Here is a 23,230-nt window from a genome sequence, read left to right as displayed (position 1 = left end):
CAGAGGCGCCGGTTACCGGGCCCCTCTGACGGTTTGCGCAAAGCATGCCGTGATGTCGGAGCCGGCTTCGATTGTTTTCGAAGCAAAAGGGTCCGGCGTTATGCTCGATTTCGCATTTTCTGATTTTGCCGGCCAGCCCGTCTGGATGTGGCTGGCCTTTCTCGCCTTCGTGGCGCTGTTGCTCGCCTTCGATCTCGGCGTGCTCAACCGTGACGACAAGGTGCTGAGCGTTGCCGACAGCTTCAAGCTGTCGGCCATCTATATCGCCATCGCGATCGCCTTCGGCGGCGCCATCTGGTGGGGCATGGATACCAGGCCGGACGGCACCAGCCCGGCGCTCGACTATTTCACCGGCTATTTCATCGAGAAATCGCTCTCGATCGACAATGTCTTCGTCATCGCCCTGATCTTCCGCTACTTCGCGGTGCCGCCGGCCTTTCAGTACCGCGCTCTGGTGTGGGGTATCTTGGCGGCCGTGGTGCTGCGCGGCATCATGATCGCGGCCGGTGCCAGCATCGTGCAGAGCTATGGCTGGGTGCTCTATATCTTCGCGGCCTTGCTGATCCTGACGGGCCTGCGCATGCTGGTCGCCTCGGACGATCATGCCGAGTTCAAGGAAAACTGGCTGGTTCGCTTCCTGCGTCGTCATATGCGCATCAGCGAGGACCTGCATGGCAACCGCTTCGTGGTTCGCCAGCCGGACCATGCCACAGGCAGGACTTTGCTGCATGCCACGCCGTTGCTGCTGGCCCTGATCGTCATCAACGTCGCCGACATCGTCTTCGCCGTGGACTCGGTGCCGGCCATTCTGGCCATCACCACCGATACCTTCATCGTCTACACCGCCAACATCATGGCCATTCTCGGCCTGAGGGCGCTCTATTTCGCGCTGGCGGCGATGATCGATCGTTTCCACTACCTCAAATACGCGCTTGCCCTCGTGCTCGTCTTCATCGGCGGCAAAATCTACTGGGGCCATCTTGTCGGCAAAGTCGATCCGGCTCTCGCCCTGATCGTCACCGTTGCGATCATCGCCGGCGGCATCGTTTTCTCGCTCTGGAAGACGCGTGGCCAGGCCGACGGGCCGGGCGTGTCGCCCTGACGATTCCCTCCCGATGACGGTAGAGAAGAAAGGTCAACTCCCGCAAAAGTTGATCTGTTTCAGCGGGAACAGACGGGTTAGAGTGACGGGGTGATGATGGCTTGATCGGGCTCGTCTGCTCTTTACGGAGCAAGGGGACCGGTTAGCGTCGCTGGGGCGGATCCTGTGATCCGTTTCCCGTCCGGGGGGAAGAAGGCAGCGGCCATGCCCAGCGGCATGGCCGGAATGGTTTCGTGCGATTTCTCCTCCCGGCAGGCAGCGCTTTTGAGCAATCATCATCCGAAAGCCTGCCCGCACAGCTTACCGGGCCCTGCTTTTCGGAATCGTGTTCGAGCGAGGAGAACTGCGATGACGATTTTCGGCCTGAAGCTTCGTTACCTGCTGCTGGGTGCCGCGCTGGGCGCGGCCGCTCTGGCGCCGCTGCCGGCCGCCGCCCAGTATGACGATGGATATGGCGGCGGGGGTTATAACGGCGGCGGTGGTTACAACCAGGACGATAACGGCGGCGGCTATCGCCGGCAATATCGTCCCCGCTGCTATTATCGCGTCGTGCGCGTCTACGACGATTACTATGGACGTTATGTCAAGCGACGCCAGCGTGTTTGCGAGCGTAGCGGCTACTAGAGCAAAGCGCGTTCAGGCGAAGGAGCTCCTTGCGATTCCTGACGAGTCCATGAAATCTCAAAATGGGTTTGTTTTTCGCCGCGTGCTACTTGTCACGGCCCAGACAGAATCCTTGGCTTATGGCATGAGACAAGGATTCTGTTTCGAGGCTGATCCGGCTCCGATGGTGGACGGATAGGGACAAGGAAGCGTCGTCATGCTGATTCACCGCCGTTCCGTGCTCGCCGGTCTCGCCCTCGCCGGATTGCGGCCGGGTTTGGCCTCGGCGATGCAGATCGTCGAGGTCGGCACGGTGCTGACGGCCACAGGGCAGACCACCGGGCAGCTGCGGGGCGAGAAACGCGCCCTGCAGGTCGGCGAGCCGGTTTTCATCGATGACATGCTGGCAACCGGGGAAGGAGCCCGGCTGGGGGCCCGGCTCGGGGATGCCACCCGGCTGTCCCTGGGCGAGCGCACGCGGGTGCGCATCGACAAGTTCCTGGTGGACCGGGGCGGCGAACTGGTGCTGGAGCGCGGTGCCATGCTGTTCGACCGGCCCGACAATCAACCGTCGGGGCCGCTCAACGTCACGACCCCGTTCGGCCTGATCGCCGCTCGCGGTACCAAATTTTTCGCCGGCCCCAGCGATGGCGTCTTCGGTGTCTTCGTCGAGCATGGCGTGGTCACCGTCGCCACCAAGGGCGGCCAGGTGACCCTCACCAACGGTCTGGGCACGAACCTCGTCAATGTGAGGCAGGCGCCATCCGAGCCAGGCAGCTGGAGTACGCTGCGCATCGCCCAGGCGGAAGCCTCCGTGATTGCCGAGGCCTCTATGGAGTCAGCTCCGCCAGCGGCGGCTGTGCCTCGCGGACCACGGCCGGCACCCAAGCCTTGAAGCTTACCCAATCGGGGCGAACCAAGCTGAAGCGATCGATCGGCAGAGCGCCGCCACGGGCCGGCGCATGCTGCAGGCCCGAATTGACATAGCGCAGCCCGCACTTTTCCATCACCCGGCGCGACGCCTCATTGATCACCCGGCATTCGCCGGTGATCGAGGTAAGCGGCAGGGTCGAAAAGCCATGATCGATCAGGGCGCGCGCCGCCTCCGTGGCAAGGCCCTGGCCCCAATGAGGCTGGCCCAGCCAGTAGCCGATCTCCGCGATCTCGCGCTTGGGAAAGCGCAGACCGATGCAGCCGAGGAAGGCGCCGGTCTCCCGGCACTCGATGGCGAAGGCGAGTTCCTTGCCCGCGATGCGAGCCTCGTCCTGATAACGCACGAAATCCGCAGCGTCGCTTTCGCCATAGGGGAAGGGCAGGCGCCCGGTCATCAATGCCACGGCCGAATCATTGGCGAGGCGTGCCATGCGGGGCACGTCGCCCAGATGCGGCTTGCGCAGCACGAGACGCAGGGTCTCGATCTCGATCGAGGGAATGGAAACGGCCGGGAGAGATTTGAAGGGGGACATGATGGGCTCCTGGCAAGAAAAAGGGCGGAAGGATTTCTCCACCGCCCCTGCGTCAACCTGGAGTCCCAAATAGGGTCATTTCAGGTCCGCCGGTCCAGTGGAGCCGGCGGAGCTGAGGTCCCGCCGGGATTATTCTGCTGCTACTTTGGTCGTGGAGACGTTGACGTAAATTCGGCCGTTGGCTCGGGTGCGGAAGTCGACTCGGCCGTCGATAAGAGCAAAAAGCGTATGGTCCTTGCCCATGCCGACATTGACGCCCGGATGCCATTTCGTGCCGCGCTGGCGCACGATGATGTTGCCAGCAACGACGGCTTCCGAACCGAACTTCTTCACACCCAAGCGACGACCGGCCGAATCACGACCGTTGCGCGACGAACCGCCTGCTTTTTTGTGAGCCATGGCGATAACTCCTCGAAATTCTATCTACGCCGGTGCTGTGACACGGCGGTGAAAACCATCAATCAGGGGCGACAATGCCCGAAAGCCGGGCGGTTGTCGACCCCAACGCTCTGAAACCGGCTTAGAGGTCCTTGCCGGAAGCCTGCTCGGCCTGGTCGACCTTGGCGCGCGGCGGCTTGCCGTCCAGGAGTTCCTTGGCCTGAATGACCCACTCTTCGCGGGCGGCGCGGCCGCGTAGCGAGAGCTCTTCATCCCACTTGGCGATGTCGGCATCGGTCCAGGCGGCAATGTCGTTCCAGCTGTTGATGCCAGCGGCGCGCAGCTTCTTCTCGATGGTCGGGCCGATGCCCGAGATCAGCGAGAGGTTGGAGGCGTCGAGGCCACCGGTCGGAACGGCGGCGGCAGTGACCGGAGCCTCTTCCTTGGCAGCCTTGGCGGGCTTGGCCGCAGCCTTGGAAGGCTTGGCACCGCCGGTGAGGATCTCGGAGATCCGCACCACGGTCTGATGCTGGCGATGACCGCGCTTGCGCTTCGAATTCTGCCGGCGGCGCTTCTTGAAAGCGATGACCTTGTCATCACGATCATGCTCGACAACCTCGGCGGCAACCGAAGCACCGGCAACCGTGGGGGTACCGAAAGTCAGGCCGGCGTCGCCGCCAACGGCCAGGATTTCGGGGAATACGATGACTTCTCCAACCTTGGCGTCGAGCTTCTCGACCCGGAGAACGTCATTCTGATTGACGCGGTATTGCTTACCGCCCGTCTTGATGACCGCGAACATGTTTTTTCCTCGTTCGGACCCGGCTTTCGCCCGTCTGGCTTCCGCAAAGGGAAACTCGACGGATCGGGTCCTTGCCTGAGCAAAGTCCCCGCAGCGGCCGGCTTTTCCAGTCGTTGATATCTGCCACCTGGTCTTGCGGAATAGGTGGCCACGAAAAAAGGCACGCGGCCCAAAGGCCGCGCGCTGGCGTGGCTTATACAGGCGTGAGGCGCAGAGTCAAGGAAAGTGACGACCAAATCGTCAAGGAGGGACGGCGTGCGGAAAGCAGAAGAATGCCAGGCTTGCCGCCGGTTCTCCCGAAGGCTGCACGGCAGCGAATAATATCCCAGTCCAGGTGTTTTCCCGGCATCCATGCACAAGGGAGAGACATCATGTCCTTAGTCCAAGCTTCGACTCGCCGCCTCGCGGTCACCGCCCTTTCGACCGCCTTTCTGCTGGTCGCGGGTGTGGCCCTCGCCGCCGGGGGCGGGGGAGGCGGCGGCAGCAGTGGGGGCGGAGGGGGTAGTAGCGGCGGTGGGGGAGCCGGCGGGGGAAGCGGCGGCGCAACCAATGGCAAGCCGATCACCGACATGACCACCTGCCCGCGGGGGCAGGTGTGGAGTGTCCGCAAGAAGGCCTGCCTCAAGCTGAAGTCCGAGGCGCTGCCCGATGATGACCTGGCCAATTATGCCTGGGTGCTGGCCAAGGCCGACCGCTACGACGAATCGCTGCAGGTGCTGGACCTGCTTGAGGATCCCAACACCGCCAAGGCCCTCAACTACAGAGGTTATGCCACGCGCAAGCTCGGCCGGACCGACGAAGGCATCGGCTATTATCTCAAATCGGTGGCGGCCGATCCCCAATATGCGCAGGTCCGCGAATATCTGGGCGAGGCCTATGTGATCAAGGGTCGACTCGATCTGGCCAAGCAGCAGCTCGATACCATCAAGACACTCTGCGGCACCGGCTGCGAGGAATATCAGGACCTGAACGAGGCGATCGAGAAAGGCGTCTGACCGGTGCTGTTCCGCCGGAGATAGCTCCGGATCCGATCGACACGCAAAGTGCGCAAACCCCTTTCCCCTCAAAGGGGTTTGTACGGGTGTGGCCCTGCCGGTTTTCGTCGCGGTAGCCGGCGGGGCTTCACTCCGATCCCAGTCGCGGCATCATGTCAGCTCCGCTCATTTCCGTTTGAAGAGCGGCAACAAGCCCGGTTATGACTGGTAGCGCGAATATCGAGGGGGAAGCATGTCGCGCGGCAAGGCTGACCAGTCCGGCTCCCTGGCGGGTCCGTTCGACTTCATTGTGGTGGGGGCGGGAACGGCCGGGTGCCTGCTGGCCAATCGGCTTTCCAGCAATCCCAGCCGGCAGGTGCTGCTGCTGGAAGCTGGGCGGCCCGACAACTATCCCTGGATTCATATCCCGGTCGGCTATCTTTATTGTATCGGCAATCCGCGCACCGATTGGCTCTATCAGACCGAGGCCGAGCCCGGCCTGAACGGGCGGGCGCTGCGCTATCCACGCGGCAAGACCCTGGGTGGCTGCTCTTCCATCAACGGCATGATCTATATGCGCGGCCAGGCGCGCGACTATGACGGCTGGGCCGCCGCGACCGGGGACGAGGCCTGGAACTGGGCCAACAGCCTGCCCGACTTCAAGGCGCATGAGAATCACCATCGCCTCGATGGCGGCGCCGATCCCGCCACCGGCGACAATAGCCGCTTTTCCGACATGCACGGCCATGGTGGCGAGTGGCGCATCGAAAAGCAGCGCCTGCGCTGGGACATCCTCGATGCCTTCGCCGAGGCGGCGGTGCAGGCCGGTGTGCCCCGCACCGAGGACTTCAACAGCGGCGACAATGAAGGTGTCGGCTATTTCGAGGTCAACCAGAAGGCCGGCTGGCGCTGGAACACCGCCAAGGCCTTCCTGCGACCGGCGCGCGGGCGTTCCAATCTCACGGTGTGGACTCAGGCTCAGGTCGAGCGCCTCGCCTTCGGGACTGGTGACGACGGCCGCCGCCGCTGTACCGGCGTGATCCTGCGGCGTGGCGGCGAACTCGTCGAAATCCAGGCCAAGCGCGAGGTCATCCTCTCGGCCGGCGCGGTCGGCTCGCCGCAGATCCTGCAGCTATCCGGAATCGGCCCGGCCGGCCTGCTGAAATCCTATGGCGTCGAGGTCGTGCACGATTTGCCGGGCGTGGGCGAGAACCTGCAAGACCATCTGCAAATCCGGGCCGTGTTCAAGATCGAGGGTGCCCGTACGCTCAACACGCTGGCGAGCAGCCTGACCGGCAAGATGGGCATCGGGCTCGAATATATGCTACGCCGCAGCGGGCCGATGAGCATGGCGCCCTCCCAGCTCGGCGCCTTCAGCCGTTCCGATCCCGGCCGGCCGCATGCCAATTTGCAATATCATGTGCAGCCGCTCAGCCTGAACGCCTTCGGCGAGCCCCTGCACGATTTTCCAGCCTTCACGGCGAGCGTGTGCAATCTCAATCCGACCAGCCGCGGCAGCATCCGGATCCGCTCCAACCGGGCGGGCGATGCGCCGGCTATCGCCCCTGGCTATCTCTCGACGGAGGAGGACCGCAAGGTCGCCGCCGACAGCCTGCGCCATGTCCGCCATGTCGTGAGCCAGCCGGCGCTGGCCCCCTACAAGCCGGTCGAATGGAAGCCGGGCGTCGAATTCCAGACCGACGAGGAACTCGCAAGGCTGGCCGGCGATATCGCCAGCACCATCTTCCATCCCGTCGGCACCACCAGGATGGGATGGGACGGGGATCCCGAGGCTGTGGTCGACAGCCATCTGCGCGTGCGTGGCGTCGACGGCCTGCGTGTGGTCGATGCCGGCGTGATGCCGGCGATCACCAGTGGCAACACCAACTCGCCGACCCTGATGATCGCCGAAAAAGCAGCGCGCTGGATCGCCAAGGGCGAGTGAGGCACGTTCAGGCCGGCTGACGGCAGCCTTCCAGGATTTTGCCAATCTCCGGCCGGCAGGAACCGCAATTCGTGCCTGCCTTCAAGGCCGTGCCGATTGCCTCGATGCTGCAGGCGCCGCTGCGTGCGGCTGCCTCGATACGGGCCTGGTCGATGCCGAAACAGGCGCAGACCTGCCGGCTGGGGCGGATACCCGGATTGGGTGCGCGGCCCGCGAGGATGAAACGGCGCGTGGCGGCGTCGATCCGCTCCCGGGCCAGCAGGTCCGTGGCCCAGGCTGCGCCCTCCTCATCCCGATGTGGGCCGGTCGAGAGCAGGATCTCGAGGCGGTGATCCACGATCGAGGCCGAGCGGTAGAGATCGGCGGCGGGATTGCGCTGGTGCAGTGGGCTGGCCCACAGATTGAGCCAGTTCGACAGAAGATCGTGCAGAGGCCCCGGCGCGCGCGGGCTGGCGAAATGGACGATCTCGCCATCAGCGACGGTCATGCGGGCATGGCTGAGCCAGGCCGGCATGGGCAGGCGGTGGCGCGAGGCGATGAAGCCTTCCGCCTGCATCACCCAGGGCCGGATTGCGGCCGGCACCGTCTTTGAATCGGGCTGGCCGGAGATGGGATCGGTATGGGCATGCACGAGGGAGCCGACGCGGGCGCGGGCGGCGCTGGCGTCGGTCCAGTGGATCGGCGCGAAGATCGAACCGGGTTGCTGGCTGTCGGTGACCACCACCCGCAGTTCGACTTGGCCCTCGCCGGTGCTCACGACGGCGAAGGCGCCGTCTAGCAGGCCGAAACGCTCGGCATCGGCGGGATGCACTTCCACGAAGGGGGCATTGCGATGCTGGGCCAGGCGCGGGCTGAGCCCGGTGCGGGTCATGGTGTGCCAGTGGTCGCGCACCCGGCCGGTATTGAGCAGGAGCGGATGCTCGACGCTTGGCTCGGCCGACAGCGCCGGCGGAGCCAGTGGGACGAGGCGGGCGCGGGCATCGGCATGCGCGAAGCCGCCTTCAGCGAACAGGCGCGGCGTGCCGGTGTCCCGGCCCGATGGCAGCGGCCACTGCTCGGGCTCCAGGGCGTCATAGGCTTCGTCGGTGAGTTCGGCGAGGCCACCGATATCGAACAGACGCGTGCCGTCATTCTCGAAGGCGGACAGCGCGGCATGTTCGCGGAAGATCGCCGCGGGCGAGGTGTAATCGAAGGCTTCGGCATGGCCGAGTCTCTTGGCGACTTCGCAGATCTGCCACCAGTCGGGCTGCGCCTCGCCGGGAGGCGCAAGGAAGGGGCGTTGGCGCGAGATACGCCGCTCCGAATTGGTGACGGTGCCGTTCTTCTCGCCCCAGGCAGCCGATGGCAGCACCACGGTCGCGGCATCGGTGAGGCCGTCGACATGGGCGCTGATCTCCGAGACGGCGAGGAAATCGAGCTTGCGCAGGGCTGTTCGCATGACGTTGGCGCGCGGCAGGCTGGTGGCTGGATTGGTGCAGAGCACCCATACCGCGCGGATCTCGCCGCGCTCGATCGCCTCGAACATCGAGACCGCCTTGCGGCCTTCCTTCTCGGCCATGTGCGGGGCGCCCCAGAAGCGGCCGACGCGATCCACCTCGGTCGGCGAAAAGCCCATATGGGCGGCAAGCTGGTTGGCGAGGCCGCCAACCTCGCGCCCGCCCATGGCATTGGGCTGGCCGGTGAGCGAGAAAGGGCCGCAGCCGGGCCTGCCGATACGGCCGGCTGCGAGATGGGCATTGAGGATAGCGTTCACCTTGTCGGTGCCCTGGGCCGACTGGTTGACCCCCTGGCTGAAGCAGGTGACGACGCGCGGCGTCTCGATCCACCAGTCGAGGAAGGTGGCGAGGTCCTGCTCCGTCAGGCCGCAACGGAGGGCGGCTTGCGTCCGGCTCGGGGCGATCTCGCGCGCGTTGCCGAGGACGGCTTCGATCCCGTCTGTGTGGCGGATGACATAATTTTCGTCGATGGCGCCCCTCTCGGCGATCTCCACCAGCAGGCGGGCGAACAGCACGCTGTCCATGCCCGGTGCGACGGCAAGATGCAGATCGGCGTTGTCGGCTGTGACAGTCCGCCGGGGGTCGATGACCACGATGCGGGTGCCGTGCTTCTTCTTCGCCTGTTCGATGCGCTGCCAGAGCACGGGATGGCACCAGGCTGTGTTGGAACCGGTCAGCACGACGAGATCGGCCTCGTCGAGATCCTCATAGCAGCCCGGCACGATGTCGGCGCCGAAGGCGCGGCGATGGCCGGCGACCGTGGAGGCCATGCACAGGCGCGAATTGGTATCGACATTGGCCGAGCCGATGAAGCCCTTCATCAACTTGTTGGCGACGTAATAGTCTTCGGTCAACAATTGGCCCGAGAGATAAAGAGCCACGGTCTCGGGACCATGGCGCTCGATGGTTTCCCTGAACCCCCTGGCGACGGCATCGAGGGCGCGGTTCCAGGTGGTGCGAACGCCATGGATGGTGGGATGGACGAGGCGATGCCCGGTGGCCAGCGTCTCGCCGAGTGCGGCACCCTTGACGCAGAGCCGGCCCTGGTTGGCGGGATGGGCGACATCTCCGGCGATGGCGGCACCACCCTTGCCGTCGGCGGTGGCGACGACCCCGCAGCCGACCCCGCAATAGGCGCAGGTGGTGCGCACGGGGGCCCGGACGGGTTCGATCATCGAGGGATCGGGGGTGGGCATAGAGACGTTCATGGGCGGGGTCTCCGGGGCCGGGACAAGAAGGCGCGCTCCGCCTGTTTCATCGCGCCACCCCTTCAATAAACATCGGCCTGGTAGCGGCCGGCCTTCTTCAGGCCGTTGATGAAACTTGCCGCCTCCTCGGTCGAGCGGGCGCCCCATTGCGCCACGATGTCGACGAGGGCGCGTTCGACGTCGCGCGCCATGCGCTTGGCGTCGCCGCAGACATAGAAATGCGCGCCCTCGACCAGCCAGCGCCAGAGATCGGCACCGACCTCGCGCATGCGGTCCTGCACGTAGAACTTGCCCTCGGCATCGCGCGACCAGGCGAGGGAGAGGCGCGTGAGCAGGCCGCTCTCGCGCATGGCAGCGAATTCCTCCTCATAGAAGAAATCGTGGTCCCGATGCTGGTGGCCGAAGAACAGCCAGTTGCGCCCGCTGGCGCCCTCGGCCTTGCGTTCCTGCAGGAAGGCGCGGAACGGAGCGACCCCGGTGCCCGGCCCGACCATGATCACCGGCGTCTCGCCGTTCTCGGGCAGTCGAAAGCCGTGGGCCTTCTGTACATAGACCCTGAGTTCCTCGCCCTCGGCGATGCGCTCGCCCAGAAAGGTGGAGGCAACGCCCAGCCTGTCGCGCGCGCCGATGCGATAGCGCACCGTATCGACGGTGAGCGAGATCCGGCCCGGATTGGCCTTATGCGAGGAGGAAATCGAATAGAGCCGCGGCTGCAAGGGATCGAGGGCCTCGAGGAAGGCCTCGGCCCCGGGGCGGATGCCCTGGAACTTGTAGAGCACGGCGAGCACGTCGAGAGATGCCGCGTCTCCGTCCGGATCCCCGCCATTGGCCAGCGTCCGGGCCTTGCGGCGCAGGTCGCCGGTGCTGAGATAGGACAGGAGCTGAAACAGGCTGTCGGGCGGCGTGCCGAGCGAGACATCCTCGATCAGCCTGTCGCGCAGGCTCTTGCCCTCGATCAGGGCTTCGGGCCGGGCTCCGAGCAGGGCGATGATCTGGTCGGCCAGGCCTGCCTTGTTCTTCGGGATTACGCCGAAACTATCGCCTGCGATATAGTCGAGCCCGCTGCCGGATAGGTCGAACTCGACATGCCAGGTGGTCTTGGCGGATTTTTCGCCGTTGAGCCGACGCCGCGAGAGGAAGCGTGCGGCAACCGGATTGTCGCGCGAGCGGCCGGGCAGGCCGGCGGCGGGGGGCTGGCCGGCCTCGGTCGCATCGACATCGGCCTTCGCGTCAGGGCTTGTGGTCGAAGCGGTGCCGTCCTGCCCGATCTCCTGCGCCAGGGCCTTGAGCATGCGGGCAGTCTCCTTGCCGCCCGGCGCACACAAGGTGAGGCGCTCCTCCTTGCGCAGGAAGAGCGCATTGGCATAGTCGGCGCAGTTGTAGCCGCATTGACCGCAATCCTGCTGCGCCATCGCCGCCATCAGGCGCGGTGCCAGCGGCCTGTCCTTGGCCAAGGCGAGGCGCTCGTCTATGCCCATGCTTGGATCGTGCCAGGGCGCCTCGTCATTGTCGGCCAGGGCAGAGCCTGCGGCCTGATCGAGCCCAGCCTTGTCGAGGTGCGGCAGATCGGCAGGTGCCATGCCGCTCTGGGCGGCGAGGACAGCACCAAAGAATCCGTCGAGCCAGGCTCTTTGCTCCGGGCTGAAGGGCGCTCCTTCGGGAATGAGCGAACGCTGGGGCGGGACGGCGATCATGTTCATGCGCCTGCAAGCTCCCTGCCGTCGACCAGGCCGCGCAAGGCTTCCGGCTCGTGCCTGATGGTGAAGGCCTGGAAGCTCTCCGTGGGGCCCTCGCGGTGCTCGAGATAGAGGCGCAGCAGACCCTCGACCTTGCCGGGGCAATCCTCGGCCCGGATCTCCTTCCAAAGTTCGCGGCCGATCCGCGGCTGGTCGCCATAGCCGCCGCCAACCACGATCGAATAGCCCTCGGCCTGGTCACCCTCCTCGTTGAGCGTCACCTTGGCGCCGATCAGGCCGATGTCGCCGATATAATGCTGGGCGCAGGAATGGTGGCAGCCAGTGAGGTGGACGTTCACCGGCACGTCGAGCGCCAAACGCGCATCGACATAGTCGGCGATCTCCAGGGCGTGCTCCTTGGTATGGGCGGCGGCGAATTTGCAGCCGGTGGCGCCGGTGCAGGCCACTAGGCCGGCGCGCAGGGAGCTCGCCTTCCAGTCGAGGCCGAGCGCCTCGATCGCCGCCTTGGCCTCCGCCACCTTCGCGTTAGGAACGCCGGAGATCAGCAGGTTCTGCCAGACAGTGAGGCGGATGTCGCCATCCCCGAAATCGCGGGCGATGGCGGCGAGGCCGCGCATCTGGCTGGCGTCCATTCGGCCAACGGCCAGGGTGACGCCGATCCAGTTCAGGCCTGGCTGATTCTGGGGGTGCACGCCGATATGAGCCAGGCGGTCGAAGGCGGGGCGGGGCTCGACCCCGTCCTCGGACAGGCGGGTGAGCTTGCGGCCGAGCTTGGCTTCCACTGCCTCCAGATAGGCCTCGAAGCCGATGGCATCGAGGACATATTTCATGCGCGACTTGGTGCGGTTGGTGCGGTCGCCCTTGTCGGTGAACACTCGCACGATGGCATCGGCGATGGCGCAGCATTCCTCGGCCTTGCAGAACACGCCGGTCGGCCGGGCGAGGTCGCGATGGCCGGTGATGCCGCCGAGAACGAGGCGGAACCAGATCTCGCCGCCGATGCGCACGGCCTGGAAGCCGATATCGTTGGTCTCCTCCAGCGTGGCGATGCGCCCGCCGCCGTCAAAGGCGACGTTGAACTTGCGCGGCAGGCCATAGAGCGAGCGGTCATTGAGGATGTGATAGTGCCATTCGCGGGCGAGCGGCCTGGTGTCGGCCAGTTCCTGCGGATCGATGCCGGCGGTGGCCGAACCGGTGACGTTGCGGATATTGTCGGCTCCCGAGCCGCGCGAGCACAGGCCGAGATCCTGGATGGCTTCGACCACGCGCGGTGCATTGTCCGGCATCACCTCCCGGATCTGCAGATTGGCCCGTGTGGTGACATGGGCATAGCCCCCGCCCATGCGCTCGGCGACATCGGCCATGCCGGCGAACTGCCAATGAGTGAGGATACCGTTGGGAATGCGCAGGCGGACCATATAGCTCGACTGCGCGGGCGCCACATAGAACAGGCCGAAATAGCGCCAGCGGAAATTGTCTTCGGGCTTGGGAAAGGCGCCGTCCCTGGCCTGCGCCTTCAGGCGTGGATAGGCATCGAAGGGATGTTCGGCCCGCTTCCATTTCTCCTGGTCGACGAGCTTGCCGCCACCGGCGGTCACGGCATCCTGCGCCTGAAGGTGCGTGGCGTCCGGGCCCATGGGGATCGGTGCCGTCGCAGCGGGCGCAGCCTTGGCACTGCCGACGGCCTGCATGCCCGAGACGAAGCCTTCGAGATAGCGCTTCTGGTCGGAGGTGAAATCGCTGCCCATCATGCGGCCTCCCTCAGAACCCGCGAAGGGGTGGTTTCGCAGAAGGCGCGGCCGAAGATCAGGCTCTCGCGAATGGCGGAGATGTCGCTGCCCCGTCGGATCAGATCCTTGTACCAGACGGCGTCCTCGGCCTCGCCGACCATGGCGGCACCGATGAGGCGGTTATCCTTGAGGACCAGGCGCTTGCATAGCCCGGCGCCACGATCCTCCAGCAGGATGTCGTCATGACCCTCGCCGAGGAAGTCACCGGCCGAGAAGACCGGAATGCCGGAGACTTTGAGGTTGGTCGACAAAGCGGTGCCTTCATAGGCTGCCCCGGTGTCGCCGCCCCAGCGACGCGCCAGCACGCGTGCCTGCTCATAGGCCGGCTCGACGAGGCCGTAGACCTGGCCGCGATGTTCGGCGCATTCGCCGATGGCGTGGATGAAGGGCACCACGGTGGCAAGGCCGTCATCCACCTGGATGCCGCGTCCAACCGGCAGGTCGGCAGTCTTGGCGAGGCCAGTATTGGGGTGCACGCCCACGGCGACCACCACCATGTCGACGGGCAGGCGGGAACCGTCGGCGAAGATGAGGGCCTCGGCCCTGTCCTCGCCTGCGACCTCCTGGGTCTGGGCATTGAGCAGGATGCGGATGCCCTTGTGCTCCACCGCCCGCTTGAGGAAGGCCGCCGTCCGTCGGTCGAGCTGGCGTTCCATCAGGCGCTCCATGACATGGACCAGGGTGACCTTGGCGCCGCCCTTGGCCAGGCCATAGGCCGCCTCGATGCCCAGCAGCCCGCCGCCGATCACGGCGATGCGCCGGTTGAGGCGAGCGGCTTCCTGCAAGGCGGGCAGGTCGGCGAGGTCGCGGAACGTGGTCACGCCCGGCAAAGTCATGCCGGGAACGGGCAGGCGGATGGCGGAAGAGCCGGTCGCCAGCACGACCCGGTCGAAGGACAGGGCGGCGCCATTGGCGAGATGGGCGGTGCGGGCGGCCGGATCGAGGCCGGTAACGGTCTGCCCGGTGACGAGACGAATGCCCTGTGTGCCATACCAGGACTCGTCCCGCAGCGTGATGCCGTCCCGGCCGATATCACCGGCGAGCAGGGCCGAGAGCAGCACGCGGTTGTAGCCCGGCCGCGGCTCGGCGCCGACGACGGTGGTCTCGAACCGTCCCGGCGCGTGGGCAGCGATTTCCTCGCACAGCCTGACGCTGGCCATGCCGTTGCCGATGATCAGGAGCTTCTCGGTCATGTCTCGATCCTCAGATCCAAACCATTGCAGATTCCGGCCATTTCAGATTCTGGCGGTGGCGGTGCCGTCCTCGAGGGTCCAGGTCGTGCGCCAGCGGCGCTTGACCCGGGTGAGGGCGGCCAAGGCCAGCACCGCCAGCAAGGCGAAGATCAGGAAGCCGGCCTGGTAGGTGCCGGTGAACTGCTTGGAGAGGCCAAGGCTCGAGGCGAGGTAGAAGCCGCCCACGCCGCCCGTCATGCCGACCAGCCCGGTCATCACGCCCATCTCGGCCTGGAAGCGCTGCGGCACGAGCTGGAACACCGCGCCATTGCCCATGCCCAGGGCGAGCATGGCGACGACGAGGATGCCGAGGCCGAGCCAGAGTTGGGCGAAGCCGAAACTGGCCAGGATCAGTGCAATGGCTGCTGCGGCATAGAGAACGCTGAGGACACGGATGCCGCCGAAGCGATCGGCGACGGCGCCGCCAATGGGACGGAACAGTGAGCCGGCGAACACGCAGGCCGCCGTGCAATAGCCCGCCGTGACGGCGTCGAGCCCGTATTGGGTGTTGAAATAGAAGCCGAGCGAGGAGGCGAGGCCCGAAAAGCCGCCGAAGGTGACGGCATAATAGAACATGAACCACCAGGCGTCAGGCTGGCGCAGGATCCTGGCATATTCGCCGAGCGACTTGGCGGGCGGCTGGTTCGGGCTGTCCTTGGCGCAGAGGAGATAGACGATAAGGGCGACAGCCAGCGGAATGGCGGCAAGGCCGATGACATTGGTCCAGCCCACCATGGTGGCGAGCAAAGGCGCGAACAAGGCGGCGAACACGGTGCCGGAATTGCCGGCACCCGCGATGCCCAAGGCGACGCCCTGATAATGCGGGGGATACCAGCGCGAGGCGAGCGGCAGCGCCACCGCGAAGGATGCGCCGGCCATGCCCAGGATGAGGCCGAGCAACAGCAACTGGCTGTAGGAGCCGATGCCCACGGCCCAGAAGCCGAGGAGGCCGGCGATCACCACGATCTGCGCCAGGATACCCGTCAGCTTGGGTCGGAGATAATCGACCAGGAAGCCGTTCACCACGCGCAGGAAGGCGCCGGCAAGCACGGGCAGGGCCACCATTAGCCCTTTCTGGGCAGCGTCGAGGTGAAGGTCGCCGGCAATCTGCACGGCGAGGGGGCCGAGGATCACCCAGACCATGAAGCTCATGTCGAAATAGAAGAAGGCGGCGAAAAGGGTGGGCCAATGCCCGGCCTTGAGGAAGTCTCGCGTCTGCATCGTCGTGTTCCGCGTGCTGAAGTCGCCAAAACAAAAAGCCGCCGAACCATCCCCGCCGACAAAGGGCGGCAGGGATGGTTCGGCGGCGTTGCCGTTTTGCGCCCGTCACTGAGCGCCGGGCTTTTCGGCCCAAAATCTTCAAGGAAAGCCGCTTATCGGGCCGTCATTGACCCTGCTGCGGAAAGAGACCTGTCTCTCACTGTGTGCAGTTTAGAAGCAGGCTGCTTTTTTAGGCAAGATCAAATATTGTGCGCCGCAGCATGGTTTTGCCGATATTTTCGGCGCGAGGCAGGAAACGACGGAGTGTCAGCCTCACAGCTCCATCAGGTGATGGAGCAGGGCTGACAATTTGCCTGCCGGTATGTCAGCCGGAGGCTGACACTCCAAAGGAGCGCAGATAACCTTCGATGTCGTCGGGATCGAACAGCCTGCCGTCGAAGAAGCCGTCAGGGCCGAGCACCATGGTGCCGTGGCGCGAGGCCACCGGCGTCGCCTGCCGCAAGGCACCCTCGACCTTGGCACTGGCGCGGGGCAGGTCGATACCGGTGCCGGCGAGGGCGGCGCGATAGAGGTCCGGGCGATAGACCTGGCCGACCCGCTGGGCCAAGGCGGTGCTGTAATCCACCTGGCCCCAGCGCACCATCTGCGAATAGAACCAGAGGGCATGGCTCGCCCAGGGGAAGTTGGCAGCGTGGTCGTGGAAGACCAGGAAGTCGGGAATCTCAGCCGCGGCCTCGTGCCGGCGGCGCACCAGCACGCCGCTGAGCGCCTGCCCGATGATCTCGGGTGGCCGGTCGAGATAGCCAGGCGCGGCGAGGATATGGGCCAACTCGCTGCGATTACCGGCATCACCAGCCCAGCGGGCCGCGCCATGCAACGCACGCAGCAGTGCGGCGAGCCGATCGGGAGTGCGTTCGGCGAAATCGGCACGCAAGCCGAGCACCTTCTCGGGGCCTTGGCGCCACAAGGTGGATTTGGTCACCGCGATCACGCCGACCCCGGCCTCGACCGCCAGCGAGTTCCAGGGCTCGCCCACGCAGAAGCCGTCGATCTGACCTTCCTGTATGGCGTCGACCATGAAGGGCGGCGGCAGGACCACCAGCCGGATATCCCTGTCGGGATCGATGCCGGCGGCGGCCAGCCAATAGCGCAGCTCGTAATTATGCCCTGAAAAGGGATGGACGACGGCGAGGGTAAGGGGCGCCTGTCCCGCCGCCGGCCATTTGGCGACGACCTTGGCAAGCGCGGCGCCGATGGTGGCCGGGCCGGCGTCAAGATCTGCACCCTCTTCTTCCATCCGGGCGAAGAGCGTCGGCGCGAGCGTGATGGCGTTGCCGCCGAGGCCCAGCGAGAAGGGGGCGATCATCGGCACCTCGACATGCCCCAGGCCGAGCGTGGAGGCGATTGGCATCGGCCCAAGCATATGGGCGGCGTCGAAATGGCCGAGCATGACGCGATCGCGGATATTGGCCCAGGACGTCTCGCGCGCCAGCTTGAGTTCGAGGCCCTCAGCTGCGGCGAACCCTTTTTCCCTGGCGACGACCAGGGGCGCGGCGTCGACGAGCGGGATGAAGCCGAGCGTCAGATCCGCGATGCCGTCCCTGCCCTTGTTGCTCATCGCCCATGCTCCCGGATTTCTTCGCTGTCCGCGCCGTGACCGCTCATCATCAGCCTATCTGTCCAGAAGCTTGGCGGCGGTGACGAGGCTGCGCGCCACCTCGGCCACACGCCGGCTTTCATTCATCGCGGTCTTGCGCAGCAGGGCATAGGCCTCCTCCTCGCTGATGCCCCGCCGCTTCATGAGAATGCCTTTCGCCTTGTCGATGGTCTTGCGATCCTCCAGGGCCTGGCGCGTACGGTCGAGTTCCTCGCGCAGGCGATGGAAGGCGTTGAAGCGGCTGATGGCCATGTCGAGGATCGGCCGGACGCGTTCCTTGCGCAAGCCATCGACTACATAGGCCGAGACGCCGGCATCGATGGCCGCCTCGGTGGCGGCCTTGTCGGACTGGTCCACGAACATCACCACCGGGCGATGCACGCTGCGGGAGACCTGGAACATCTGCTCCAGGACGTCGCGATTGGGGTTCTCCAGATCGATGAAGATGACGTCGGGATCGGCGTCGACGACCTGCCGCAGCAAATGGCGCATTTCATTAATGATGGTGACGCGATCGTGCCCCGCCTCGCGCAGGCCTTCCTCGATGACCGAAGCCCTCACGGCATTGTCGTCGATCAGCAGGACATGCAGGGGCGCATCGTTCATTCCCGCAATTTCGGGCGAGAGTACTGACGAAGCAAGGCGCGATATTAGGCATCGTGCCGCAAGGGCGTGCGCGGCGCGGCATTGCATTCGCGCATGAAGTTGCGTAAAAACGCATAAACATGCAGATAGGCGCGAGAGCGAGCAATAGGGGAAGGCTATGGCAAATCCAATCAAGGCGGTGGTATTCGATCTCGGCGGCGTGCTGATCGACTGGAACCCTCTCTATCTCTACCGCCGGCTCCTGCCGGATGAAGAGCGTGCCCGCCGCTTCCTGGCCGAGGTCTGCACGCCGGCGTGGAACGGCCAGTTCGACGCCGGCAAGCCCTTCGCCGAAGGGGTGGCCGAGCTCTCAGCTCAGTTTCCCCATCATGGCGAGCTGATCTCGGCCTTCCACACGCGTTGGTCCGAGATGCTTGGGGGCGCCATCGAAGGGACGGTCGCCATCCTGGAGGAATTGCGCCGGCAGGATGTGGCCCTGCATGCGATCTCGAACTGGTCGTCCGAAACCTTTCCAATCGCGGCCGAGCGCTACGCTTTTCTTTCGCATTTCGAGGTGCTGATCGTCTCGGGCGAGAGAAAACTGGCCAAGCCGGATCCGGCGATTTTCGAGCTTTTCCTGCGGGAAGCCGGCTTGCCGGCCAGCGCTTGCGTCTTCATCGACGACAATGCGGAGAATATCGCAACGGCCTCACACCTCGGTTTCAAGGCCATCCGCTTCAGTGACCCCGAAGCCCTGCGCCGGGATCTGGGTGCTCTCGGCCTGCTGGGTGTTCCATCGGCCGTGTGAACGCTTTCGCTGCGCTTCGACTTCTCAGCGCCAGCCCGACGTGCGCCCGACGGCTGTGCGGAAGCGCTCGCGCCAGCGCGCGCGGGGGGCGTCCTTGGGCTCGTAGAACTTCCGGTTCGAAGCCGAGACGGCCGGTATTTCCACACCAATGCCGAGGGCCGCGAGCTGGGCCGTGCCAAGGGCCGTGGTTTCGTCGAAATCGGACAAGGCGACGGCTTTGCCGGCGCTGTCGGCCAGGAACTGGCAGAAATAGGGGCTGCGCGACAATCCGCCATCGATGGCGATCACATCGCCGGTCTCTACTTCGGCCTCCATTGCTGCCAGGATATCGCAGGTCAGCAGCGCAATGCCTTCCAACAGGGCCTGGCGCAGATCCTCGAAATCGGAGGCCGGCGTCAGGCCGATGATGAGCGGGGCGGCCGAGCGATCCCAATGCGGACAGGCCAGGCCTGAAAAGGCAGGCACGAAGACGAGCCCGCGTTCGATCGCCGGTGGCCGCCGGAATTCGTGGAAATCGGCAACGCTGCCGGCGATACCTGTTTTGATCGCCCATTCGATACTCGAGCCGACATCATAGACGCCGCCATCGAGGGCGTAGGTCAGGCGATCGCCGATATGCCAGGCCACCGTCGGCAAGAGGCCGCCGGTCAGTGCGGGTGCCTTGGGGATTGTCGAGGTGACGGCCAGGCAGAAGGCACCGGTGCCGAAAGTGATCTTGAGGTCGCCAGCGCGGCGGCAGCGATGGCCGTAGAGCGCGGCCTGCTGGTCGACCAGGGAGGCGGTAATCGGCCCGGTTGGCGTCTGCCCGAAGGCCGCGACGGTCGGCCGGATCGGCGGCAGGCTGTCGAGGGGTACGCCGAACAGCGCGCAGAGTTCCTCGTCCCAGGCCCCCGTTGCCAGATTCATCAAGGAGGTGCGGGAAGCCGTAGTCGCGTCGGTGGCGAACTCACCCGTCAGGCGCTGCAGGAAGAAGGCATCGGTGGTGCCCAGGCGCAGCCGTCCCGCGGCACGCGCCTTGGCGACATCGGGCAGGTTGTCGAGCATCCAGCGGAACTTGGTGGCGGAGAAATAGGAATCGAGCGGCAAGCCGGCCCGTTCCAGCACGGTCGCGGCCTTGCCGGCCGCCCGCAACTTTTCGGCCATGTCTGCCGTACGGCCGTCCTGCCAGACGATCACGGGAGAAAGAGGCTTGCCGGATTCAGCGTCCCAGGCCAGGCAGCTTTCTCCCTGGTTGGAAAGGCCGATTGCTGCTGCCGGGCCGGCGGTCTCCAGGCAGATCCGGATATTGGCCAGCAATTCCTCCGGATCATGCTCGACCCAGCCTGGATTGGGATGATGCTGGCCATGCCGGATCGCCTTGACGATGGCGACGGCGCCGTCCTCACCTACCACGAGAGAGCGGGTGGAGGTGGTACCCTGGTCGATCGCAACGATGTTTGCCATCGAGAACTGCTCCTATCGCGGCTTGCGATCCGAGAAAGCCAGCGGGGAATCGCAAGCACGCTTCCGACAATATCTAGAATATAAGTACGGTTTTACCAAAACGGCGTTTGGCATAGCAGCCTCATGGCGAGATGCCTCTGCCATGGCGTAGCTCAAGGGTGAGTTCGGTTGCGGCGGGCGGGATGACGAGGTGCTCGAGCGGCACCAGGACACGCCGTTCGGGCCCCGACGAGATCGAACGGGACCATAGCACGGTGTCGCCGGCCGTCAGCGCCAAGGTCCCCTTCAATCTCCTGCTGAGACGCAGTTGCAGTGCGGGAAGGGCCCGCGGCAGCGTCGCCCTGTCGATTTCCTTGACGTCGATTTCTTGGGGCATCACCAGCTTGATGCCCGCGCCGGTACGGATGGGAATGGCCGCCTGGCGCGGCGGCAGCCCGCCCTCGAGGTCTCGGGCGATGCTGCCGGCGATGCGCCGTGCCTCCGCCCAGCACCAGCCGGCGGTCTCCACGGGCCGGAGCAGATTGCCGGCGGCGAATATTGTGGGCGCGCGGGTACGGCCAAAGGCATCGACGACAGGGCCGCCGCTGCCCTGGTCGATCGCCAGGCCGCCGAGGCGCGCCAGGGCCGATTCCGGCGTGAAGGCACCGGTGAACAACACCCCGTCGCAGTCGATGCTGCGGTTTCCCGCTTCCGAGCGTGCAATCACCTCCTGTACCCGGCCCTTGCCGGCGATGGTGCCGATTTCCGTGCGGTAGTGCACGGGAATGCCGAACAGGCGCGGCAGCAGCCAGAAGGGAAAGCGGGCCGTCGGATAGGCGTTCGGCTCGATCACGGCGGCCGGGCGGATGCCGCCCGACAGGCAGGTGAGGATGGCCGACATCGCCACCAATTCGGTACCGACGATCACGGGCCGGCGGAAGGGCGCGAGCTTCTCCAGATGCACATAGGCCTGCAGGGCTGCCGTGTTGAGAATGCCGAGCGGGCGCTCGCCCGACACCAGCCGTGCGGCACGCGAGGCCTCGCGCGTGCCGGTAGCCAGCAGGATGCGCCTCGGCCTGTAGTCGACGGGGCCCTCGGGTGACACCGCCTTCACAACGCTGTCCTGGACCGAGAGCACGCTATGCCGGGTGAGGATCTCGACGCCGCGTTCCCTAGCCCGGGCTTCAAGCCGGGCGGCATAGCCTGTGCCCGAGAGAATGCGGTGGAATTCGCGCATGCCGAAGGGCGAGTGGCCACAATGGCGGGGAATGCCGCCCACGACCGTGTCGCGCTCGAGCAGCACGACCTTGCCGATGCCGAGTTCCTTCAACGCTGTCGCGGCCGACAGGCCGGCAGGGCCGCCGCCGACGACGAGAACATCCGGAGCCATGACCTTGGCCGCACTCATCGCGCTGCTCCGCTGTCGAGAGGCATGGCGAAACGGCCCTGGGTCAGGCTGGCCAGCCTGGCACTGCAGTTGAAGCCCTGGCAGCGCCCCATGGCGCAACGCGTGCGGCGTTTCAGACCGCCGAAATCGCCGGCGGCCAGCGGGCGGGACAGAGCGGTCTCGATCTCGCGCCTGGTCACCAGTTCGCAGTGACAGATGATTTCCTCATAATCCGGCCGGTCATAGTCGCGCGGCAGGTGCTCGGCCAGATTGGGAACCGGCCCGGGCGGGGATGCCTCGACCGGTGCGGTCCTCCCGCCGGCCTCGACGTGGAGGCGCAGCACATGGCGGGCAATGCCGAGTGAGGCGGACAGGCCGGTCGAGCGAATGCCGCCGACGCTGATCCAGTTGCGTTCGGGATAGGCGTCGATGCGATAGTCCTTGCGCTCGGTGGCTGGCCGCAGCCCGGCATAGCAGGCGGTCACCGGCATGTCGGCCAGAGCCGGCAGGATCTCGACGCCCCGGCGGATCAGGGCTTCGAGCGCGTCGTGATCGACATCGGCCCGGTCCCGGTCCTGCTGTTCTTCCGCGGTTGGACCGACGAGCAGGTTGCCGAAGACCGTGCGCGTGACCACAACCCCCTTGGTGCGCTCATTGGGCACCGGCAGGATGATGGCTGAAGCCAGCTTGTAGGCCGCCTTGTCGAAGACCACGAACTGGCCCTTGCGCGGGCGGATCTCGAAGGCGCAGTGGCCGAGGAGCGCGTGGTCGATCTCGTCGCCATGGTTGCCGGCGCAATTGATCACGCCGCGGGCCACGACAGGCCCGGCCGTGGTTTCGAGGTGCCAGACCTGGCCATCGAACTCCCCGCCCGTGACACGGGTGCCGCGCAGGACGGTGGCGCCATGCGCCATGGCCTGCTCGACATAGGCGAGAAAGGGGCTCCAGGGATCGATGAGGGCTTCATCCGGCACGAAGAGGGCTGATCGTGCCGATTCGGACAGGCCCGGCTCCCTGGCGCGCAGCTCCGCGCGGCCGATCAGCGCGACATTGTCGATGCCGTTCTCCAGCGCCTTGACGCGGATACCCTCCAGGCCGGCTTCCTCGGCCTCGTTCCAGGCGACGACGAGGGCGCTGCTGCGCAGCAGCGGCAACCCCATGGCCTCGTGGATCTCAAGATATTCGGCATGGCCGGCGCGGATGCAGGCGAGCTCCAGGCTGCCGGGCGGGGCATCGAAACCCGTATGCAATATGGCGCTGTTGGCCTTGCTGGCGCCGGAGAGGATATCGCCACCGGCCTCGATCAGGGTGACAGCGAGCCCCTCCAGCGCAAAGCGGCGAGCGATCGCGCATCCCACGACCCCTGCGCCGATGATGGCGACATCGCTGACCATTGTGCCGTCTTCCCCCAGGCCGCTCCCGGCGCGAGCCTGTCCCGCTATCTGAGCAAATTCGCG

At 65.7% G+C, this 23,230-nt stretch carries 19 protein-coding genes; 6 read left to right on the top strand and 13 right to left on the bottom strand.

The genetic code is table 11. The annotated features are described in order from the left end of the window. Positions 1–100 precede the first annotated feature (100 nt). From AB4037_RS16015 to AB4037_RS16005, 3 genes are all read left to right on the top strand, one after another. Positions 101–1,102, top strand: a complete 1,002-nt coding sequence (locus AB4037_RS16015) for a TerC family protein (protein WP_441772182.1) — start codon at positions 101–103, stop codon at positions 1,100–1,102. 348 nt (positions 1,103–1,450) lie between these two features. Beyond that, the gene (locus AB4037_RS16010; protein ID WP_434958938.1) at positions 1,451–1,726 is read left to right on the top strand and encodes a hypothetical protein; all 276 of its coding nucleotides are present in this window, start codon (positions 1,451–1,453) and stop codon (positions 1,724–1,726) included. A 196-nt stretch (positions 1,727–1,922) separates the two neighbouring features. Continuing rightward, positions 1,923–2,600 (top strand): FecR family protein, encoded by a 678-nt coding sequence (locus AB4037_RS16005; RefSeq protein ID WP_441772181.1) that lies wholly within the window; start codon positions 1,923–1,925, stop codon positions 2,598–2,600. Here AB4037_RS16005 and AB4037_RS16000 read toward each other — a convergent pair. From AB4037_RS16000 to rplU, 3 genes are all read right to left on the bottom strand, one after another. Further along, the gene (locus AB4037_RS16000) at positions 2,536–3,171 is read right to left on the bottom strand and encodes a GNAT family N-acetyltransferase (protein ID WP_441772180.1); all 636 of its coding nucleotides are present in this window, start codon (positions 3,169–3,171) and stop codon (positions 2,536–2,538) included. The genes AB4037_RS16005 and AB4037_RS16000 overlap by 65 nt on opposite strands. A gap of 129 nt (positions 3,172–3,300) precedes the next feature. Then, complete coding sequence (gene rpmA, locus AB4037_RS15995; protein WP_441772179.1) at positions 3,301–3,570, bottom strand: 50S ribosomal protein L27; 270 nt, start codon at positions 3,568–3,570, stop codon at positions 3,301–3,303. Positions 3,571–3,691: 121 nt separating this feature from the next. Continuing rightward, complete coding sequence (gene rplU, locus AB4037_RS15990; RefSeq protein ID WP_434958941.1) at positions 3,692–4,351, bottom strand: 50S ribosomal protein L21; 660 nt, start codon at positions 4,349–4,351, stop codon at positions 3,692–3,694. A 371-nt stretch (positions 4,352–4,722) separates the two neighbouring features. On the opposite strand from rplU, the gene AB4037_RS15985 reads away from it, so the two are divergent. Both AB4037_RS15985 and AB4037_RS15980 read left to right on the top strand, forming a co-directional pair. After that, entirely contained in the window at positions 4,723–5,346 is a 624-nt protein-coding gene (locus AB4037_RS15985; protein WP_441772178.1) for a tetratricopeptide repeat protein, read from the top strand. Positions 5,347–5,578: 232 nt separating this feature from the next. Beyond that, a complete protein-coding gene (locus tag AB4037_RS15980; RefSeq protein ID WP_441772177.1) occupies positions 5,579–7,270 on the top strand; it encodes a GMC family oxidoreductase in 1,692 nt (563 codons plus the stop codon). A 7-nt stretch (positions 7,271–7,277) separates the two neighbouring features. Here AB4037_RS15980 and AB4037_RS15975 read toward each other — a convergent pair whose 3' ends face one another. From AB4037_RS15975 to AB4037_RS15945, 7 genes are all read right to left on the bottom strand, one after another. Then, the gene (locus AB4037_RS15975) at positions 7,278–9,974 is read right to left on the bottom strand and encodes a nitrate reductase (RefSeq protein ID WP_441772176.1); all 2,697 of its coding nucleotides are present in this window, start codon (positions 9,972–9,974) and stop codon (positions 7,278–7,280) included. A 62-nt stretch (positions 9,975–10,036) separates the two neighbouring features. Beyond that, positions 10,037–11,674: a sulfite reductase subunit alpha gene (locus AB4037_RS15970; protein ID WP_441772175.1), complete on the bottom strand. Its 1,638-nt coding sequence runs from the start codon at positions 11,672–11,674 to the stop codon at positions 10,037–10,039. Continuing rightward, complete coding sequence (locus AB4037_RS15965) at positions 11,671–13,419, bottom strand: NirA family protein (RefSeq protein WP_441772273.1); 1,749 nt, start codon at positions 13,417–13,419, stop codon at positions 11,671–11,673. Before AB4037_RS15965 ends, AB4037_RS15970 begins: the two co-directional genes overlap by 4 nt. Beyond that, positions 13,419–14,654 carry an NAD(P)/FAD-dependent oxidoreductase gene (locus tag AB4037_RS15960; protein ID WP_441772174.1) on the bottom strand — a complete coding sequence of 412 codons (1,236 nt, stop codon included), beginning with the start codon at positions 14,652–14,654 and terminating at the stop codon, positions 13,419–13,421. Before AB4037_RS15960 ends, AB4037_RS15965 begins: the two co-directional genes overlap by 1 nt. 42 nt (positions 14,655–14,696) lie before the next feature. Continuing rightward, complete coding sequence (locus AB4037_RS15955) at positions 14,697–15,914, bottom strand: nitrate/nitrite transporter (protein ID WP_434958947.1); 1,218 nt, start codon at positions 15,912–15,914, stop codon at positions 14,697–14,699. Positions 15,915–16,278: 364 nt separating this feature from the next. Continuing rightward, the gene (locus AB4037_RS15950; RefSeq protein ID WP_441772173.1) at positions 16,279–17,532 is read right to left on the bottom strand and encodes a CmpA/NrtA family ABC transporter substrate-binding protein; all 1,254 of its coding nucleotides are present in this window, start codon (positions 17,530–17,532) and stop codon (positions 16,279–16,281) included. A 54-nt stretch (positions 17,533–17,586) separates the two neighbouring features. Next, entirely contained in the window at positions 17,587–18,177 is a 591-nt protein-coding gene (locus AB4037_RS15945) for an ANTAR domain-containing response regulator (protein WP_441772172.1), read from the bottom strand. Positions 18,178–18,334: 157 nt separating this feature from the next. Between AB4037_RS15945 and AB4037_RS15940 the strand changes: the two genes are divergently transcribed. Then, positions 18,335–18,964, top strand: a complete 630-nt coding sequence (locus AB4037_RS15940; protein ID WP_441772171.1) for an HAD family hydrolase — start codon at positions 18,335–18,337, stop codon at positions 18,962–18,964. Between the two features lie 24 nt (positions 18,965–18,988). On the opposite strand, the gene AB4037_RS15935 is transcribed toward AB4037_RS15940, so the two are convergent. The 3 genes from AB4037_RS15935 to AB4037_RS15925 all read right to left on the bottom strand — a co-directional run bounded on the left by AB4037_RS15935 (position 18,989) and on the right by AB4037_RS15925 (position 23,167). Continuing rightward, a complete protein-coding gene (locus tag AB4037_RS15935; protein WP_434958951.1) occupies positions 18,989–20,407 on the bottom strand; it encodes an FGGY family carbohydrate kinase in 1,419 nt (472 codons plus the stop codon). A 121-nt stretch (positions 20,408–20,528) separates the two neighbouring features. Further along, positions 20,529–21,794, bottom strand: a complete 1,266-nt coding sequence (locus AB4037_RS15930; protein ID WP_441772170.1) for an NAD(P)/FAD-dependent oxidoreductase — start codon at positions 21,792–21,794, stop codon at positions 20,529–20,531. Next, positions 21,791–23,167, bottom strand: coding sequence for an NAD(P)/FAD-dependent oxidoreductase (locus tag AB4037_RS15925; RefSeq protein ID WP_441772169.1), 1,377 nt, complete (start codon positions 23,165–23,167; stop codon positions 21,791–21,793). The genes AB4037_RS15930 and AB4037_RS15925 overlap by 4 nt, the downstream gene beginning before the upstream one ends. Positions 23,168–23,230 lie beyond the last annotated feature (63 nt).

This window comes from Labrys sp. KB_33_2 (assembly GCF_052114505.1).
GTDB lineage: Bacteria > Pseudomonadota > Alphaproteobacteria > Rhizobiales > Labraceae > Labrys.
This window is presented reverse-complemented; position numbering and strand designations above follow the sequence as displayed.

What these genes read in the sequence shown, in the direction of transcription:
- AB4037_RS15930 (WP_441772170.1), bottom strand. Translation starts at nt 21,794, where the DNA reads ATGAGTGCGGCCAAGGTCATGGCTCCGGATGTTCTCGTCGTCGGCGGC.
- AB4037_RS15955 (WP_434958947.1), bottom strand. Translation starts at nt 15,914, where the DNA reads ATGCAGACGCGAGACTTCCTCAAGGCCGGGCATTGGCCCACCCTTTTC.
- AB4037_RS15985 (WP_441772178.1), top strand. Translation starts at nt 4,723, where the DNA reads ATGTCCTTAGTCCAAGCTTCGACTCGCCGCCTCGCGGTCACCGCCCTT.
- AB4037_RS16010 (WP_434958938.1), top strand. Translation starts at nt 1,451, where the DNA reads ATGACGATTTTCGGCCTGAAGCTTCGTTACCTGCTGCTGGGTGCCGCG.
- rpmA (WP_441772179.1), bottom strand. Translation starts at nt 3,570, where the DNA reads ATGGCTCACAAAAAAGCAGGCGGTTCGTCGCGCAACGGTCGTGATTCG.
- rplU (WP_434958941.1), bottom strand. Translation starts at nt 4,351, where the DNA reads ATGTTCGCGGTCATCAAGACGGGCGGTAAGCAATACCGCGTCAATCAG.
- AB4037_RS15935 (WP_434958951.1), bottom strand. Translation starts at nt 20,407, where the DNA reads ATGGCAAACATCGTTGCGATCGACCAGGGTACCACCTCCACCCGCTCT.
- AB4037_RS15970 (WP_441772175.1), bottom strand. Translation starts at nt 11,674, where the DNA reads ATGAACATGATCGCCGTCCCGCCCCAGCGTTCGCTCATTCCCGAAGGA.
- AB4037_RS15975 (WP_441772176.1), bottom strand. Translation starts at nt 9,974, where the DNA reads ATGAACGTCTCTATGCCCACCCCCGATCCCTCGATGATCGAACCCGTC.
- AB4037_RS16005 (WP_441772181.1), top strand. Translation starts at nt 1,923, where the DNA reads ATGCTGATTCACCGCCGTTCCGTGCTCGCCGGTCTCGCCCTCGCCGGA.
- AB4037_RS15925 (WP_441772169.1), bottom strand. Translation starts at nt 23,167, where the DNA reads ATGGTCAGCGATGTCGCCATCATCGGCGCAGGGGTCGTGGGATGCGCG.
- AB4037_RS16000 (WP_441772180.1), bottom strand. Translation starts at nt 3,171, where the DNA reads ATGTCCCCCTTCAAATCTCTCCCGGCCGTTTCCATTCCCTCGATCGAG.
- AB4037_RS15960 (WP_441772174.1), bottom strand. Translation starts at nt 14,654, where the DNA reads ATGACCGAGAAGCTCCTGATCATCGGCAACGGCATGGCCAGCGTCAGG.
- AB4037_RS15980 (WP_441772177.1), top strand. Translation starts at nt 5,579, where the DNA reads ATGTCGCGCGGCAAGGCTGACCAGTCCGGCTCCCTGGCGGGTCCGTTC.
- AB4037_RS16015 (WP_441772182.1), top strand. Translation starts at nt 101, where the DNA reads ATGCTCGATTTCGCATTTTCTGATTTTGCCGGCCAGCCCGTCTGGATG.
- AB4037_RS15940 (WP_441772171.1), top strand. Translation starts at nt 18,335, where the DNA reads ATGGCAAATCCAATCAAGGCGGTGGTATTCGATCTCGGCGGCGTGCTG.
- AB4037_RS15950 (WP_441772173.1), bottom strand. Translation starts at nt 17,532, where the DNA reads ATGAGCAACAAGGGCAGGGACGGCATCGCGGATCTGACGCTCGGCTTC.
- AB4037_RS15965 (WP_441772273.1), bottom strand. Translation starts at nt 13,419, where the DNA reads ATGGGCAGCGATTTCACCTCCGACCAGAAGCGCTATCTCGAAGGCTTC.
- AB4037_RS15945 (WP_441772172.1), bottom strand. Translation starts at nt 18,177, where the DNA reads ATGAACGATGCGCCCCTGCATGTCCTGCTGATCGACGACAATGCCGTG.